Below are 14,241 nucleotides of genomic sequence, written 5' to 3' on the forward strand. Positions count from 1 at the left end.
CCGGGCGGTGAAACACTTGCCGATATAGCGCGCATACCGTTAAGCCAGCCACGTGCGCGCACAGAAACTGCCCTTTCGCGGCCCGGCTGTCATTCCTGCGATACTGGCGGCTGCTTCGTTTTCGCTTACACCCGCCGCCATGTCCGCTCCCGACACACCCCGCCTCGGCTTTATCGGCGCCGGCCGTCTCGCGCGCTGCGTCGCGCAGCGCTTCGCGCAGGCCGGCTTTCCGGTCGTCGCGATCGCGAGCCGCACGCCCGCGTCGGCCGCGGCGCTCGCCGCGCGCCTCGACGGCTGCCAGGCGGTCGACACCCCGCAGCAGGTTGCCGACGCCGCCGACCTGATCTTCCTGACCGTGCCCGACGACCATCTCGCATCGGCCGCCGCGACGCTGCGCCTCGACGCGTCGCGCGCCGCGCAGCAGGCCGTCGTTCACTGCAGCGGCGCGTCGGCGGTCGCCCTGCTCGACCCGGCGAAGCGACAGGGCGCGGCCACCGGCGGCTTCCATCCGCTCTACCTGTTCGGCGGCACCGACGCCGACCTCGCCCGCATCGACGGCTGCTCGGTCACGATCGAAGCCGACGGCGCGTTGCACGCGACGCTGCTGCGACTTGCTGCCGCACTCGGCTGTCATCCGCTGTCGATTCCGGCCGGCGGCCGGATGCTCTATCACGCAGCCGCGCACTACGCGGCGAGCTTCGCGCTGTGCGGGCTGGCGGAAGCGGTCGAGCTGTGGCGCGGCCTCGGTTTCGACGAAGACGCCGCGCTGCGCGCGCTGCTGCCGATGCTGGCCGGCACGATCGAAACCGCGCGCGACAAGGGGCTCGCGAACGCGCTCTCCGGCCCGGTATCGCGCGGCGACACGGGCATCGTCGAACGCCAGTTGGCACTGCTTGAAACGCGCGGCGGCGATCACGCGACGCTGTACGCGCTGCTGACCCGCCGCGCGATCGCGCTCGCGGCGCAGCGCGCCACGCCGCCGGCATCGCTGCCGGCGCTCGCCGACGCCGTCGAAACGTCGCTCGCGCGCACCGCCGCCCCCCCCTCCCCGTCGCAAGACGAGGCGTGATAATGTGTCGGCCGATGCGCCGCCATCCGGCGTTGGCGGCCGCACGCTACTGACTAAAAAGGATGCCAACGATGTTCGGCGAGATCGCCCGTTTTCTGCTCAATACCGTCTTCACGCTGTTCGGCGCCGCGCTGATCCTGCGCGTCTGGATGCAGGCCGTCCGCGTGCCACCGTACAACCCCGTCACGCAGGCCGTGCTGCAGGCGACCAACTGGCTCGTGCTGCCGCTGCGCCGCGTCATCGCGGGCGTGCGCGGCATCGACTGGGCCAGCGTCGTCGCCGCACTGCTCACCGCGCTCGTCTACGTCGTGCTGATGGTGGTGATGGCCGGCTTCGATCCGGCGGCGGTGATCGCGACGCTCGTCGTGGTCGCGCTGCTCACCGTCGTGAAGTGGGCGCTCAACCTCGTGATCTGGATGACGATCCTGATGGCGCTGCTGTCGTGGCTCAACCCGCGCTCGCCGGCGATGCCGATCCTCTACCAGCTCACCGCGCCGTTCCTGAACCCGCTGCGCCGCGTCATTCCGAACCTCGGCGGCATCGACCTGTCGCCGATCCTGCTGTTCGTGATCGTGCAGGTGCTGCTGATGATCGTCACGCGCGCCGCCGTGTCGCTGACGATGTTCGGCATCTGACGCGAACGCTAGCGTCGCCCCCCCTACGCCGCCGGCCCCTGCGCCGGCGGTCCGCCGAGCGTGTCGATCACGCCGAAGCGCGCCGGCATCATCGCGTAGCACACGCGCACCTTCTCGTGCGACAGCCGCTCGAGCAAGCGCTGCGCCTCGTCCTCGGTGACGATGAATTCGATCTCGATCGCGAGCGACCCCTGCAGTTCGAAGAAGCGGTCCTCGTGCAGCACGCGATGCTGGCCGAACCCGGCCATCGCGCGAAACGCGGAACCGCCCGCGACGCCCATCCGGTTCGCTTCCTCCAGCAGCCATTCCCACAGCGGCTTCCAGTGCAGCCGGTGCTTCTCGTGCACATAGAAGCGCAGGAAGATCTTGTCCATCGCACCCTCCGATGGCGGCGCGCTCAGGCCGCCGCGAGCCACGCGCGCGCGGTCCACATGCCGAGCGCCGTCAGCGCGAACGATCCAGTCAAGTGTAGGGCAGCCACCGCAAACGCCCATCCGAATTCGCCCTGCACCGCATGCGTCATCACTTCGACCGAATAGGTCGAGAACGTCGTGAGGCCGCCGAGAAAGCCCGTGATCACGAACAGCCGCCACTCGGGTGGCAACCCGACGCGGGTCGTGAACACGACGGCGGCGATGCCGATCACGTAGCCGCCGATCAGGTTCGCGGCGAGCGTGCCGAGCGGCACGGCGGGAAAGAATTCGTTGAGCGCGAGACTCAGGAACCAGCGCAGCAACGCGCCGAGCCCGGCGCCGACGAAGATCGCGACGATCGAATAGAACAAGGGCGCTCCGGGTCGAAGATGCGGCTGGAGTCAGCCGCCGGCCCCGGTTGCCCGGGGCGAGGTCCGCTCCCGGACGCCGATGGCGCGGGCGCGGGCGGCACACGCTGAACTGTATGCGGATTCGCCGCGCACCTGCAACGGCGACCACCTGCGGGACGCCGGCCCGTTCGGGACGTCCGGGTCGTGAGTCCGCCCGCAGGCTCACGCGCGTTGCCAGGCTGCGTCGAGCACGCTCAGCGTCGCCAGCGCACCGCCCTTCAGGCCGATCACGTCCGCCCGGCGGGCATGCGCTTCGCGTGCGTTGATGCGGATCACATCGGCGCCGAGTCGTTCGCTCAGCAGGCGCACGGTCGGAATCGCGGTGCCCGCACCGATCTCGACCACGGCGACGCGCCCGGCCTGCGCGAGCCAGTCTTCCAGCGCACGCTCCTGCGCGTCGTAGCGCGCCCCGAGCCAGCCGGTGTCGCCGAACATCAGGATGTTCGGCCGCGCGAGGCTACCGCAGTGCGGGCAGCGCGGCATGTCGCCGACGAGGCGGCAGGTGGCTTCGTCGACGTCCGGCACGAACGGCGCCGCCTCCCACGTGTCGTCCGAACAGGGGCGCAGGCACTGCATCGCGTGGATCGAACCGTGGATCTCGACGATCCGTGCCGGATCGAAGCCGGCTTTCTGGAACTGGCCGTCGACGTTGCTCGTCATCACGAAGCCGCCGTTCGGCATCGCGTCGATCCAGCGGCGCAGGATCGCGAAGCCCGCATGCGGCTCCGTCGCGCGGTAAAGCGCGAGACGGTGCCCGTAGAAGCCCCACGCGAGCGGCGCGCGTGCGCGGAATGCGTGCGGCGAGGCGATCTCGTGGAATTCGAAACGCTCGTGGCGCAGCGCCGGATACGCACGCCAGAAGCCGTCCGTGCCGCGAAAATCGGGCAGCCCGGAATCGACGCCGATACCGGCGCCGGCCGTCACGAGCAAGGCATCGGCACGCGCGAGCGCGGCGACGGCGGCAGCGACGAGATCGGCGGGCAATTGCGCGGCGGCAGCCGCAGCGGTGGCGTCAGCGGAATCGGAGAACGGCATGATGGGGCGGCGGTAGCGTCGGGCGGTGCGCGGGTGGCGTCGCGATCATACGCCGGTTCGCGTGCGGCGCGGCGTGCGCAATGCAACGGCTTGACCTGCTGCTTGCCCCGCCGCGACGGATGCAGTCAGCCGGCCGATGCCGGGGGCGGCGGGCGGCGCTTCGGCTGGCCGCCTGCCCGCCTGTTCAGCTATCCGGATCGTCCTGCGCGACCGGAATGTCGTCGGCCGCGAAATAGACCGGCTTGGCGAGCTGCCGTGCAAGACCGACGTCCATGTCCGCCCCGCGCGACGCACCGTCGATGCGCAGCACCGCATCGCAGCGGCGCAGCAGCCGGTGCGCGGCCGGATACAGGAACGTCTCGCTGATCGCGTCGCCGACCTGTCGCGACCCGGCCGCGACGGCGAGCGGCAGCGACACCCATTCGCCGATCATCGGCACGTGCCCGCGGCGATACACGGCAAGCGCCGCTTCCTCCAGGCGGTGCAGGTTAGCGGCGATGCGCGCGGGGTCGCCGTCCGTGCCGCTGCGATAGGGGCCAGCGACCAGCACGAGCAGCGGCGTCATGCCGTGCGCGCGCCGGCGGTTTCCCGCAGCGCGACGTACTGGAGCAGCATGATGGTCTTCGCATCGACGATCTCGCCGCGCTCGATCGCGTCCAGCGCCGCCTGCAGCGGCATCTCGACGACCTCGAGATCCTCGCCCTCTTCCGCGACGCCGCCACCGTCGCCGGTGCGCAGCGACGCATCGTATTCGCCGACGAAGAAATGCAGCTTCTCCGTCACCGAGCCGGGGCTCATGAACGCCTCGAACACCTCGCGCACGCCGCGCACGCGGTAGCCGGTTTCCTCCTCGGCCTCCGCGCGGATGCGGGCTTCGGGCGTCGCGTCGTCGAGCAGGCCGGCGGCGGCCTCGAGCAGCATGCCGTCATGCCCGCTGACGAACGCCGGCATCCGGAACTGCCGCGTCAGCAGCACGTCGCCCGTCCCGGCATTGCGCAGCAGGATCGTCGCGCCATGGCCGCGATCGTAGGTCTCGCGGCTCAGGCGCTGCCACGTTCCGTCGCGGCGCAGGAAATCGAACGTCACCTTCTTCAGCACATACCAGTCATCGGACAGCACCGTCGTATCGACGATGCGGACACGGTCCCGCGTTGCAGCCATCCCAGCCTCCGATTCGACAAAAGACGGCGCTCATGGTAACGTGCATATTCGCGCAACTTCAAGAAAATTCGTGCAAACGCGATGCTGACGACACAACGCAAGAAAGCGATCCTCGACACACTCGCGCGCGACGGCCAGGTGCTGGCGGTCGAACTGAGCACGCAATTCGGCGTGTCCGAAGACACGGTCCGCCGCGACCTGCGGGAGCTCGCGTCCGAGGGGCTGCTGCAGCGCGTGCATGGCGGTGCGCTGCCGGCATCGCCCGCCGTTGCGCCGTTCGCGCAACGCGAGGCGCTCGAGACGGCAGAGAAGCGGCGCATCGCGCGGCGGGCCGCGGAGATGATCGCGCCCGGGCAAGTGGCGATCGTCGACGGCGGCACCACCTCGGCGCTGCTCGTCAGCCAGTTACCGTCCGACCTGCGCGCGACGATCGTCACGCACAGTCCGAGTGTCGCGGTGGCGCTCGCCGCGCATCCGTCGATCGACGTGATCCTGATCGGCGGGCGGCTCTACAAGCATTCGATCGTGGCCGTCGGCGCGGCGGCGATGGAGGGCATCGCGCGCATCCATGCGGACCTGTACTTCATGGGCGTCACGGGCGTGCATCCGGTCGCGGGGCTCAGCACCGGCGATTTCGAGGAAGCGGCGATCAAGCGCGCGCTCGCCGAACGCGCGGCCGAGACGGTCGTGCTCGCGTCGCAGTCGAAGCTGCGCGCGGCGTCGCAGTTCGTGATCGGCGAGCTCACGCTGGCGCATACCGTCGTGGTCGAAAAGGAAACCGACGCCGCACTGACGAAGCCGATCGAGGCGGCGGGGGTGACGGTCGTGCGCGCGTAGCGGCGACGGGATGCACCCGCGAGGGGAGTTGCGGATCACGCTGACGCATATCGTGGCGATCGAAAAGGAAACCGACGCCACGTTGACGAAGCAGATCAAGGCGGCAGGGGTGACGACAGTACGCGCGTAGCGGCGACGGGGTGCGGATGTACGGCGGTGCCGGAAGTGCTGAAGGAATGCATCGGATGTGCCGGATGTCCCGGATGCGCGAATGTGGTGGATATGTGGCTGTGCCGGAACGCCGGAGCGCATCGGATGCGCGGGTACATCGATCGTGCCGGAACACCTCCGTCGACTCGGCCTCGAGCGCGGATCGTGTCACCACCGAGCCCCTGTCAGCGTGCTGACAGGGTCCGCTTGCTAACATGAGCGACCGCCCAACCGTCACGCGCCGCCCGCCCGATGCCCCCGCCCTCCGCCGCCCCCTCGCCGGCACCGCCTGCAGGCGCCGCGCCGCCGCCCGGCGTCCTCGCGCTGTTCATCGCGTTCTCGCAGATCGGCCTGACCAGCTTCGGCGGCGGGCTCAGCGGGCGAATGATGCGCGACTTCGTCTACGAGCGGCGCTGGCTCGACGAGGAAGCCTTCCTCAACGGCCTCGCGCTGTCGCAGGCACTGCCGGGCGTCAACGTGAAGAACCTCGCGATCTGGATCGGCTACCGGCTCGCCGGATGGCGCGGCGCGGTGGCCGGCTTCACCGGCATCATCGCGCCGCCGGCCGTGCTGATCGTGCTGTTCGGCATCGCGTTCTCGACCCTCACGCGCTTTCCGCTCACGCATGTCGCGCTCGCCGGCGCGGCAGCCGCGGCGATCGGGCTGTCGATCTCGATGGCGATCACGGCCGTGCGCCGGCTGCCGCGTCGCGCGCTGCCGTTCGCGGTGATGGCGCTCACGTTCATATCGGTCGCCGTGCTGCACTGGCCGCTCGTGTGGACCGTGCTGGTCGGCGGCACGCTGAGCGTCGCGCTCGAATACCGCCGCGCGGCCGCGACGCCGGCCGGGAGCGACACGCGATGACCGCATCGCAACGCTACGCCGCGCTGTTCGGCGTGTTCGCGCCGCTGTCGATCGCGACGATCGGCGGCGGACAGGCGATCATCGCCGACATCCAGCGCCAGGTCGTCGACGTGCATCACTGGATGACCGCCACGCAATTCTTGAACGACTTCGCGATCGCGCGGATGGCGCCGGGCCCCGGCTCGCTGCTTGCAACATTGATCGGCTGGCAGGTGGCCGGCTTCTGGGGCGCGGTGATCGCGACGCTCGCGCTGTTCGGCCCGACCGCGTTCCTGATCTACGGCGTCGCGCATCTGTGGCGGCGGCACCAGAGCGCACGCTGGCAGATCGCGCTCGAGGCCGGCCTGCGCCCGGTCGCGGCGGGCATGATCCTCGCGTCGGTGTGGGTGCTGTTGCAGGCGCTCGACGGCGGCTGGGCCGCGCGCGCGATCGCGGTTGCGTCGACGCTGTGCGTGATTTACACGCGCATTCACGCGCTGCTGCTGATCGCGATCGGCGCGCTGTTGCTCGTCGGCGTGCACGCGCTCGGCATGTGATGCGCGGCAACGCGGCACGCGACGGCGGCCGCGCATGACGCAACCGCTACCTGCACAACGACACGAGCGCGTCCGTACGCTTTTTACCGCTTGCGCGCCCGCTCGCACACCCCATCGCCTAGACGCCGCGGAACACCGGCGCGCGCCGCTCCGAAAACGCACGCAGCCCCTCGTCGAAATCCGCGCCTTCGCACGCTTGCCGGCGAAGCTCGGCAATCCGTTCGAACGCATCGGCCGGCAACGGCCGCGCGTCCTGCAGCACGCGCAATTGCTCCTTCACCGCGTACACCGCGAGCGGCGCCTTCGCGGCGATCGTGCGCGCGACGTCGAGCGCCGTATCGTCGACGCCGCCCGCGTCGGCCAGCCGGTTCACGAGCCCGTGATGCGCGGCGCGCTCCGCATCGAGCGGCTGCGCGCAGAAGAACATCTCCTTCAGCACGTGGATCGGCAAGTTGTCGTAGAAGCGCAGCAGGCCGCTCGTCGAATACGGCAGGCCGATGTTCGCGGGCGTCATCGCGAAACGCGCGTCGCGCGCCGCGACCACCAGGTCGCAGCTCATCACGAGATCGACCGCCCCGCCCCACGTCGAACCCGACACCGCCGCGATCACCGCACCCGGATAGGTCCGCACGCGCCGCAGCGCCCGTTCGAGCGGCTTGCCGTAGGCGAGCGGATCGCGATCGTCGGCCAGCTCGCGCAGGTCATGCCCCGCGCTCCAGACATCGCCGCTGCCGTCGTTCGACAGGATCACCACGGGTGGCGGACGGTGTTCGGCCAGTGCATCGAGGTGCGCCACAAGTGCATCGAGCAACGGTGCGTCGAGCGCATGCCGTCGCGCCGGATTCGCGAACCGCACGCGCGCGATCCGCTCGCCGATCATGTCGACCGACACGTTCGACGCCCCTTCGTGTTTCGTCGTGTCGCTCATTGCACGGCCTCCGCCAGCGCTTCCGCCTGGAAGATCGCGCGCTCGGCCAGCAGCGCGTCGATTGCGTCGTCGCCGTAGCCCGCTTCGCGCAGCACGTCGACCGTATGCTCGCCGAGCAGCGGCGGCGCATGGCGCGTGCGCGGCGCCGGCACCTCGTCGCCCATCCCGCCGAGCGGCGTGACGACCTGGCGCAGCGTGCCGAGCGTCGGATGCGCGACCGGCTCGACCAGCCCGCAATGCGCGAGCTGCGGGTCTTCGAACACTTCGTCGAGCGTGTTGATCGGCCCGGCCGGCAGCCCGGCGTCGACGAAACGCTCCGTCCATTCACGCTTGCCGCGCGCGCGCAGCCGGCTTTCGAGCAACGCCTTCAGTGCGTCGCGGTGCGCGACGCGCGCATCGTTGGTCGCGAAGCGCGGATCATTCGGCAGCTCCGGAAGATCCAGCAACTGGCACAGCCGCAGCCACATGTCGGTCGTGATCGGCGCGAGGTTGAGCGGCCCGTCGGCCGTCTCGAACACGCCGTACGGCGCGATCACCGCATGCGCGTTGCCGGTGCGCCGCGGCACGTCGCCGAGGCTCAGGTAGCGTTGCCCGTGCACGCTCAGCAGCGAAACGAGGCTTTCGAGCAGCGACGTGCCGACATGCTGCCCGCGCCCGGTGCGCTCACGCTCGTACAGCGCGGCCATCACGCCGGTCGCGACCCACATCCCCGAGCTGAGATCGCCGATCGCGGTGCCCGTGCGGATCGGCTCGCCGTCGGGAAAACCGGTGAGGCTCATCAGCCCCGCATAGCCCTGCGCGATCTGGTCGAAGCCCGGCCAGTCGCGCAACGGGCCGCGCGGGCCGAACGCGGTGACGCTGCCCATCACGAGCCGCGGATCGCGCGCACTCAGCGCGGCATAGCCGAGCCCCATCGCGTCCATCGTCCCCGCCTTGAAATTCTCGATCACGACGTCGGCCTGCGCGATCAGCCGGCGCACGACGTCGAGGCCGGCCGGCTGCCGAAAATCCACGCAGATGCCGCGCTTGTTGCGGTTGCAGGACAGGTAGTACGTGCTCACACCGCGGTCGAACGGCCCCCATGCGCGGCTCATGTCGCCGTGCGGCCCCGACTCGACCTTGATCACGTCGGCGCCGAGATCGGCGAGCACCATCGAGCAGAACGGCCCCGACAGCGCGCGGCTCAGATCGACGACCCTGATTCCTTGTAATGCCTGCATTCCGGACTCCTGATATTGATGACTGGGTGTGGCTGGATGGCGAGCGTTCGCGGCGCGCCGCTCATTCGGGCAGCGTCTGGTGGCGCGTTTCGACCGCGAACGGCAGGATCAGGATGCCGAGCCCGAACACGGCCGCGGTCCATGCGACCGGCACGCCGAGCGATCCGTAGCCGTGTATCGCGGCGCCGAGCAGGAAGTTCACGCCCGCGCCGATGAAGCGGCCGACCGACGCGTTGAACGCGAACGCGGTGGCACGCACGCGCGTCGGGTACTGCTCGGGCAGCCACAGCGAGAAAATCGCGAAATTGCCGCCGAAGAAACCGAGGAACGCCAGCGACACCATGAACGCCGCGAGCCCGTTCGGCTGGTAGAACGCCCAGCCGAACGCGAACACGATCGATGCGGCCATGCCCGCGAAATACACGCCGAGCGCGGTGCGCCGGCCGAGCCGCTCGGACAGCCACGGCGCCACCAGGCAGCCGCCGATCGTCGCGCACGACAGGATCGCCGCGCCGATCGATGCAAGCCGCATCGCGCCGATGTGGTCGATGCCCGCACGCGCCGCCAGCGTGCTGACCGCACTCGCCTCGTAGACGGAGCCGGCCCACAGCCCGACGATCGCGACGCCGACGAGGCTTGCGCTTGTCAGCGTGCGGCGCAGAAAGGCCGGCGCGAAGATCTCGCGCAGCGGATGCGCGCGCCGCGCGTCGGCCACGTCGCCGTCGCGGGCGTCATGCCGGCGCCACTGGCCGGGCTCCTTCACGCGCATCACGGTGAACACCGCGAGCAACGCGGGCGCGAGGCCGCACAGGAACATCGCGCGCCAGCCGTAGGTCGCACCGATCGTGTAGTTCAGGCACGCCGCGATGAAGAAGCCGAAGTAGTAGCCCGTCTGCAGGTAGCCGGCGCCCATCTTGCGGCGGTCTTCCGGCCAGCTCTCCGCGACGTAGGTACCCGCCAGCGCCCATTCGCCACCGACGCCGATCCCGGCGATCAGCCGGCACGCGGCCAGCGCCCACACGTCGTGCACGAACGCGGCCGCGCCGGTGAACACCGAGTAGATCAGGATGCTCGCGGCAAGCGTACGAACGCGGCCGAAGCGGTCGGCGAGCGGCCCCCAGATGAACGACAGCCCCCAGCCGATCAGGAACAACGCGAACAGGATCGAGCCGTACATCCCGAGATTCGCGGGCGTCGCCGCGATGCCGGATGCCGGCAGCAACTCGGTCAACGCGGGAATCAGCACCAGTGCATAGATCACCGAATCCACGCCGTCGAGCACCCAGCCTGCATACACGGCCCAGAAGCCCTTGACCTGCTCGCGCGTGAGCGGCGTACGCCGCGGCTTCGCGCCGGCCGCCGGCGCGTCGATCGCCTTGAACATCTTCGTCTCCTTGCCGGCGGGGCCGGCGCTTTTGCCGCGTCCGGTCCGGGATGGCCGGGAGGCTGGCTCTTTTGTGAGACGAGTATAGAAACACCATCGATCGGGGAAAAATATGATATTCATCTTGCTCGATCGGATTGGCTTATGGCTCGAATCGGGAGACGGCGATGGACTTGAGGCAGTTGCGCTATTTCGTGAAGGTCGTCGAATGCGGCAACGTCACGCATGCGAGCGAGGCGCTGCATGTCGCGCAGCCGGCGGTCAGCCAGCAGATGCGCAATCTCGAACAGGATCTCGGGATGCAGCTGCTCGAACGCAGCGTGCGCGGCGTTGCGCCCACCGCCGCCGGCCGCACGCTGTACCAGCACGCGCTCGAGCTGCTGCGCCAGGCCGACGGCACGCGCGAGCTGCTGCGCCGCGATGCCGATACGCCGCAGGGCCGCGTGACGGTCGGCATGCCGTCGAGCACCGCGCGCGTGCTGGCCATCCCGCTCGCCCGCGCGGTGCGCGACCGCTTTCCCGGCATCATGCTGGAGCTGATCGAAGCGCCGAGCGCCGATCTCGACACGCTGCTCGAACGCTCGCGGCTCGATCTCGCGATCGTCGTCGACGCGGTCGACACGCGCGGCATCGCGGTTCACCGGCTGCTGACGGAAACGCTGTACCTGATCACGTGGCCCGGGTTCCCGGTACCGGACGGTCCCGTGCCGCTCGACGCGATCGCGCGGATGCCGCTCGTGCTGCCGAGCGCGCCGAACACGATCCGCAACCGCGTCGGCTGGGCGATGCGCGAGGCCGGGCTGTCGTACGAGATCAGCTTCGAGGCGAGCTCGACCGGGCTGCTGTTCGCGGCCGTGATGGCGCAGCTCGGCGTAACGATCCTGCCGTGGACGGCCGCGCACGTCGAGATCGAGGAGCGCAAGCTCAAGCTGTCGACGGTCGCGCACCGGCTGTTCGCGCGCGACCTGTCGCTGTGCTGGCACGATACGGCGCTCGTCAGCAACGCGGTGCAGAAGGTGAAAGCGGAGATCGTCCGGCTGTTCGACACGCTCGGGCAGCGGCCCGAGTGGGCATTGACAACGCCCCCGGGCGCCCCTTAACGTTTCGTTCATCGTAACCATCACCGGTTCAGCTTAAGAGGTTGTCGGCCCGCTCGTGCTCGACACCTCTGCCTTCACCGAAGGCCTGCTGCTTGGCGCCGGACTGTTCACGTCCGTCGGCCCCAAGGACGCTTTCGTCATCAAGCGCTCGATCTCGAGCCCCTATCTGCTTTCCATCGCCCTCGTCTGTGCAGGCAGCGACGCGCTGCTGATCGCGCTCGGCCCGCACGGGTTGTCGTCGTTGCTGTCGCGACATCCTGGCGTGGTGTCGGCCGCGCTGTGGACGGGCATCGCGTATCTCGCCGGCTATGGCCTGCTCGCGCTGCGCTCGGCGATCCGGCGACGACGGCCCGAGCACGTCGACGGTCCGCGCACGGGCAGCGAACCCACGCGCTCGCGCACGGTGCTCGCGACCGCCGCCGTCTCGCTGCTCAATCCGTATGCGTGGATCGATACCGTACTGCTGCTCGGCACCGTGATCGTGAGCCACACGCCCGCCGCGCGCGCGCCGTTTGCGATCGGCGCGATGACGGCTTCGCTCGCCTGGTTCCTGATGCTTGCGTATGGCGCCCGCGCATGCCGCGCGTGGTTCGCCCGCACGCTCGCATGGCGCATGCTCGATTGCTTCGTCGCGGTGATGATGCTGGGCTTCGCGGTGCGTTTTGCGATCGATGCACTGCGGGCGTCAGCGGCTCGATAACGTGCGAAACACGTCGTGCGCGCCGGCGTGCAGCTCGAAGCCGATGCCCGGCGCCTGCGGCACGCGCGCGTATCCGGCGTCGACGCTTGCGCCATCCGCCAGTCCGCTGAACGGATGAAACGCGAACGGACTGACTTCCGCGCCGCCGAGCCCGAGCGCCGCGACGACATGCAGCGAGAACAGGTGGCCGCCATGCGGCCAGAACGCATCGCGCCGCCAGCCGCGCGATGCGAAGTGGTCGACGATCTGCAGATAGCCCGGCAGCCCGTAGCCATGCACCGGATCGAATACGAGCACGTCGCGCTCGGGGCGCAAGCCGCCGTAGCGGTCGAGCAGCTTCGCTTCCGCGAGCGAGAACAGCGCCTCGCCAGCCGCGATCGGCGGTGCGTAGCGCGCGGCGATGTCCGCCTGGAGCGGCAGGTCGAGCGGATCGCAGATGTCCTCGAACCACCAGAGATCGAACGGCGCGAGCATCGCGGCGGCGGCTTCTACGGTCGTCGCGTCGTACGTGTTCATCGCGTCGACCGCGAGGTGCGAACTGTCCGCCAGTTGCGTGGCGGCCGCTTCGATGCGCCTGCGGTCCTGATCGAGATCCGCGCCACCGATCTTGATCTTCGCGTGCGTGTAGCCGAGATCGGCGATGCGGCGCATTTCGTCCGACAGACGCGCGAGATCGTCGTGCGGATAGCGGTAGCCGCCGCCGGCGTACACATGCACGCGTGGGGCGGCCGTGCGTTCAAGTCGGTCGGCGAGAAAGCGGGCGAGCGGCAGGTCGGCGATCTTCGCGGCGGCATCCCAGATCGCCATGTCGAGCGTGCCGACTGCGACGCATCGTTCTCCGTGCCCACCGGGCTTTTCGCCGGCCATCATCGCGCGCCACGCGCGGAACGGGTCGAGGTTCGTGCCGACCTCGTCGGCGAGTGAGTCGGCGGCGGCCAGCAGGCGCGGCGCGAACCGTTCGCGAATCAGGCCGCCCTGCGCGAAACGGCCGATCGACGCGTAGCCGTAGCCCGTCACCGGGCGGCCATCGCGCACGACGTCGGTGGTAACTGCGACAACGCTCGTCGTCAGGCCGCCGGACGGGATCGCCGGATCGGCATAGCGGGACACGGGAATCGCTTGTTCGTGGATCGCGGTGATGCGCATGGTCGGCGTTCCGATGGTGGCAGCCGAGGCGCTGGCAAACGACGTACGCGATGCGGCCGTAACAGTGGGCGGACCGCTGCATCATAGGCGCTGTCGCCGCAGGCTGCAGGCGTGCGCTACCGGGGCGGACGATCGTGCTGCAGCCGCTGCGTGATCGCCGAGAAGTCGGCCTGGATCACGGCAAAGATGAATGCAGTGGACATCCCGAACAGCAGAACGCCGCACGACGATTCGATCGCGCCGAGCATTCGCCAGTTCGCGGCGGGCACGATGCCTGACGCGCCCCGCGTCGACATCGTGTCGATCGAGAAGAACAGCGCATCGCTGAATGAACCGATCGCACCGACCTGCACGAACGTCGCGCCCCACGCGATCGCCTCCAGCGTATGCAGCAGCCCGAGCGCGATACAGATTAGCGCGATGATGCCCGTCACCTGGCGCAGTTGTTGGTGGATGTCGTCGCGGCGCACGTCGAGCGCTTCGCGAAGCCGGCGCGCGACGACCGCCAGGCCGACCATCGCCGCGGTGTGCACGAGGATCGTGGTCATGCCGAGCAGGATGCCGATCGTCCAGCTTTCCATGGGAGGCCTTTGGGGTCGGGGGCGGCAGCGGCGATGGGCGAAAGATTAACACCGGCGCCGCGCAATGGCGCG

At 69.6% G+C, this 14,241-nt stretch carries 17 protein-coding genes; 7 read left to right on the forward strand and 10 right to left on the reverse strand.

Features of this window, described 5'->3' with window-relative positions:
• The first annotated feature begins 139 nt into the window (after window positions 1-139).
• Entirely contained in the window at window positions 140-1,069 is a 930-nt protein-coding gene (locus LGM89_RS18470) for a Rossmann-like and DUF2520 domain-containing protein (protein WP_226204555.1), read from the forward strand.
• A 71-nt stretch (window positions 1,070-1,140) separates the two neighbouring features.
• The gene (locus tag LGM89_RS18475; protein WP_006488584.1) at window positions 1,141-1,704 is read left to right on the forward strand and encodes a YggT family protein; all 564 of its coding nucleotides are present in this window, start codon (window positions 1,141-1,143) and stop codon (window positions 1,702-1,704) included.
• Window positions 1,705-1,727: 23 nt separating this feature from the next.
• Here LGM89_RS18475 and LGM89_RS18480 read toward each other — a convergent pair whose 3' ends face one another.
• The 5 genes from LGM89_RS18480 to LGM89_RS18500 form a co-directional block, all read right to left on the reverse strand.
• Window positions 1,728-2,078 (reverse strand): DUF190 domain-containing protein, encoded by a 351-nt coding sequence (locus tag LGM89_RS18480; RefSeq protein WP_089495250.1) that lies wholly within the window; start codon window positions 2,076-2,078, stop codon window positions 1,728-1,730.
• 23 nt (window positions 2,079-2,101) lie between these two features.
• Window positions 2,102-2,488, reverse strand: a complete 387-nt coding sequence (gene crcB / locus LGM89_RS18485; RefSeq protein ID WP_011351225.1) for a fluoride efflux transporter CrcB — start codon at window positions 2,486-2,488, stop codon at window positions 2,102-2,104.
• Between the two features lie 201 nt (window positions 2,489-2,689).
• Entirely contained in the window at window positions 2,690-3,562 is an 873-nt protein-coding gene (locus LGM89_RS18490) for an SIR2 family NAD-dependent protein deacylase (RefSeq protein WP_226273584.1), read from the reverse strand.
• Between the two features lie 184 nt (window positions 3,563-3,746).
• Window positions 3,747-4,127, reverse strand: coding sequence for a DUF4406 domain-containing protein (locus LGM89_RS18495; RefSeq protein ID WP_226204553.1), 381 nt, complete (start codon window positions 4,125-4,127; stop codon window positions 3,747-3,749).
• Window positions 4,124-4,723 (reverse strand): NUDIX domain-containing protein, encoded by a 600-nt coding sequence (locus LGM89_RS18500; protein WP_226273585.1) that lies wholly within the window; start codon window positions 4,721-4,723, stop codon window positions 4,124-4,126. Before LGM89_RS18500 ends, LGM89_RS18495 begins: the two co-directional genes overlap by 4 nt.
• Window positions 4,724-4,804: 81 nt before the next feature.
• On the opposite strand from LGM89_RS18500, the gene LGM89_RS18505 reads away from it, so the two are divergent.
• The 3 genes from LGM89_RS18505 to LGM89_RS18515 all read left to right on the forward strand — a co-directional run bounded on the left by LGM89_RS18505 (window position 4,805) and on the right by LGM89_RS18515 (window position 7,110).
• Window positions 4,805-5,560, forward strand: coding sequence for a DeoR/GlpR family DNA-binding transcription regulator (locus LGM89_RS18505; RefSeq protein WP_089494256.1), 756 nt, complete (start codon window positions 4,805-4,807; stop codon window positions 5,558-5,560).
• Between the two features lie 402 nt (window positions 5,561-5,962).
• Window positions 5,963-6,574 (forward strand): chromate transporter, encoded by a 612-nt coding sequence (locus tag LGM89_RS18510; protein ID WP_226273586.1) that lies wholly within the window; start codon window positions 5,963-5,965, stop codon window positions 6,572-6,574.
• Window positions 6,571-7,110: a chromate transporter gene (locus LGM89_RS18515; RefSeq protein WP_226273587.1), complete on the forward strand. Its 540-nt coding sequence runs from the start codon at window positions 6,571-6,573 to the stop codon at window positions 7,108-7,110. The genes LGM89_RS18510 and LGM89_RS18515 overlap by 4 nt, the downstream gene beginning before the upstream one ends.
• A gap of 118 nt (window positions 7,111-7,228) precedes the next feature.
• Here LGM89_RS18515 and scpB read toward each other — a convergent pair whose 3' ends face one another.
• From scpB to LGM89_RS18530, 3 genes are all read right to left on the reverse strand, one after another.
• Window positions 7,229-8,038: a methylmalonyl-CoA decarboxylase gene (gene scpB, locus LGM89_RS18520; protein WP_226273588.1), complete on the reverse strand. Its 810-nt coding sequence runs from the start codon at window positions 8,036-8,038 to the stop codon at window positions 7,229-7,231.
• On the reverse strand, window positions 8,035-9,258 hold the full coding sequence (locus LGM89_RS18525; protein ID WP_226273589.1) for a CaiB/BaiF CoA transferase family protein: 1,224 nt from the start codon (window positions 9,256-9,258) through the stop codon (window positions 8,035-8,037). Before LGM89_RS18525 ends, scpB begins: the two co-directional genes overlap by 4 nt.
• 61 nt (window positions 9,259-9,319) lie before the next feature.
• Window positions 9,320-10,642 (reverse strand): MFS transporter, encoded by a 1,323-nt coding sequence (locus LGM89_RS18530; RefSeq protein WP_226204545.1) that lies wholly within the window; start codon window positions 10,640-10,642, stop codon window positions 9,320-9,322.
• A gap of 167 nt (window positions 10,643-10,809) precedes the next feature.
• Here LGM89_RS18530 and LGM89_RS18535 point away from each other — a divergent pair, with 167 nt between their 5' ends.
• Together LGM89_RS18535 and LGM89_RS18540 are read left to right on the forward strand one after the other, a co-directional pair.
• Window positions 10,810-11,742 (forward strand): LysR substrate-binding domain-containing protein, encoded by a 933-nt coding sequence (locus LGM89_RS18535; protein ID WP_226273590.1) that lies wholly within the window; start codon window positions 10,810-10,812, stop codon window positions 11,740-11,742.
• 55 nt (window positions 11,743-11,797) lie between these two features.
• On the forward strand, window positions 11,798-12,442 hold the full coding sequence (locus tag LGM89_RS18540) for a LysE/ArgO family amino acid transporter (RefSeq protein WP_226273591.1): 645 nt from the start codon (window positions 11,798-11,800) through the stop codon (window positions 12,440-12,442).
• Here the strand turns inward: LGM89_RS18540 and LGM89_RS18545 are convergent.
• Together LGM89_RS18545 and LGM89_RS18550 are read right to left on the reverse strand one after the other, a co-directional pair.
• Window positions 12,428-13,588 (reverse strand): mandelate racemase/muconate lactonizing enzyme family protein, encoded by a 1,161-nt coding sequence (locus tag LGM89_RS18545; RefSeq protein WP_226273592.1) that lies wholly within the window; start codon window positions 13,586-13,588, stop codon window positions 12,428-12,430. The two genes, LGM89_RS18540 and LGM89_RS18545, sit on opposite strands and share 15 nt — an antisense overlap.
• 116 nt (window positions 13,589-13,704) lie before the next feature.
• A complete protein-coding gene (locus LGM89_RS18550) occupies window positions 13,705-14,169 on the reverse strand; it encodes an ion channel (protein WP_226273593.1) in 465 nt (154 codons plus the stop codon).
• Window positions 14,170-14,241: the final 72 nt, after the last annotated feature.

This window comes from Burkholderia sp. AU31624, assembly GCF_020420065.1.
Lineage (GTDB): Bacteria > Pseudomonadota > Gammaproteobacteria > Burkholderiales > Burkholderiaceae > Burkholderia.

What these genes read in the sequence shown, in the direction of transcription:
- LGM89_RS18515 (WP_226273587.1), top strand. Translation starts at nt 6,571, where the DNA reads ATGACCGCATCGCAACGCTACGCCGCGCTGTTCGGCGTGTTCGCGCCG.
- LGM89_RS18530 (WP_226204545.1), bottom strand. Translation starts at nt 10,642, where the DNA reads ATGTTCAAGGCGATCGACGCGCCGGCGGCCGGCGCGAAGCCGCGGCGT.
- LGM89_RS18510 (WP_226273586.1), top strand. Translation starts at nt 5,963, where the DNA reads ATGCCCCCGCCCTCCGCCGCCCCCTCGCCGGCACCGCCTGCAGGCGCC.
- LGM89_RS18500 (WP_226273585.1), bottom strand. Translation starts at nt 4,723, where the DNA reads ATGGCTGCAACGCGGGACCGTGTCCGCATCGTCGATACGACGGTGCTG.
- LGM89_RS18495 (WP_226204553.1), bottom strand. Translation starts at nt 4,127, where the DNA reads ATGACGCCGCTGCTCGTGCTGGTCGCTGGCCCCTATCGCAGCGGCACG.
- LGM89_RS18480 (WP_089495250.1), bottom strand. Translation starts at nt 2,078, where the DNA reads ATGGACAAGATCTTCCTGCGCTTCTATGTGCACGAGAAGCACCGGCTG.
- LGM89_RS18525 (WP_226273589.1), bottom strand. Translation starts at nt 9,258, where the DNA reads ATGCAGGCATTACAAGGAATCAGGGTCGTCGATCTGAGCCGCGCGCTG.
- LGM89_RS18550 (WP_226273593.1), bottom strand. Translation starts at nt 14,169, where the DNA reads ATGGAAAGCTGGACGATCGGCATCCTGCTCGGCATGACCACGATCCTC.
- LGM89_RS18470 (WP_226204555.1), top strand. Translation starts at nt 140, where the DNA reads ATGTCCGCTCCCGACACACCCCGCCTCGGCTTTATCGGCGCCGGCCGT.
- LGM89_RS18545 (WP_226273592.1), bottom strand. Translation starts at nt 13,588, where the DNA reads ATGCGCATCACCGCGATCCACGAACAAGCGATTCCCGTGTCCCGCTAT.
- LGM89_RS18475 (WP_006488584.1), top strand. Translation starts at nt 1,141, where the DNA reads ATGTTCGGCGAGATCGCCCGTTTTCTGCTCAATACCGTCTTCACGCTG.
- LGM89_RS18490 (WP_226273584.1), bottom strand. Translation starts at nt 3,562, where the DNA reads ATGCCGTTCTCCGATTCCGCTGACGCCACCGCTGCGGCTGCCGCCGCG.
- LGM89_RS18505 (WP_089494256.1), top strand. Translation starts at nt 4,805, where the DNA reads ATGCTGACGACACAACGCAAGAAAGCGATCCTCGACACACTCGCGCGC.
- LGM89_RS18535 (WP_226273590.1), top strand. Translation starts at nt 10,810, where the DNA reads ATGGACTTGAGGCAGTTGCGCTATTTCGTGAAGGTCGTCGAATGCGGC.
- scpB (WP_226273588.1), bottom strand. Translation starts at nt 8,038, where the DNA reads ATGAGCGACACGACGAAACACGAAGGGGCGTCGAACGTGTCGGTCGAC.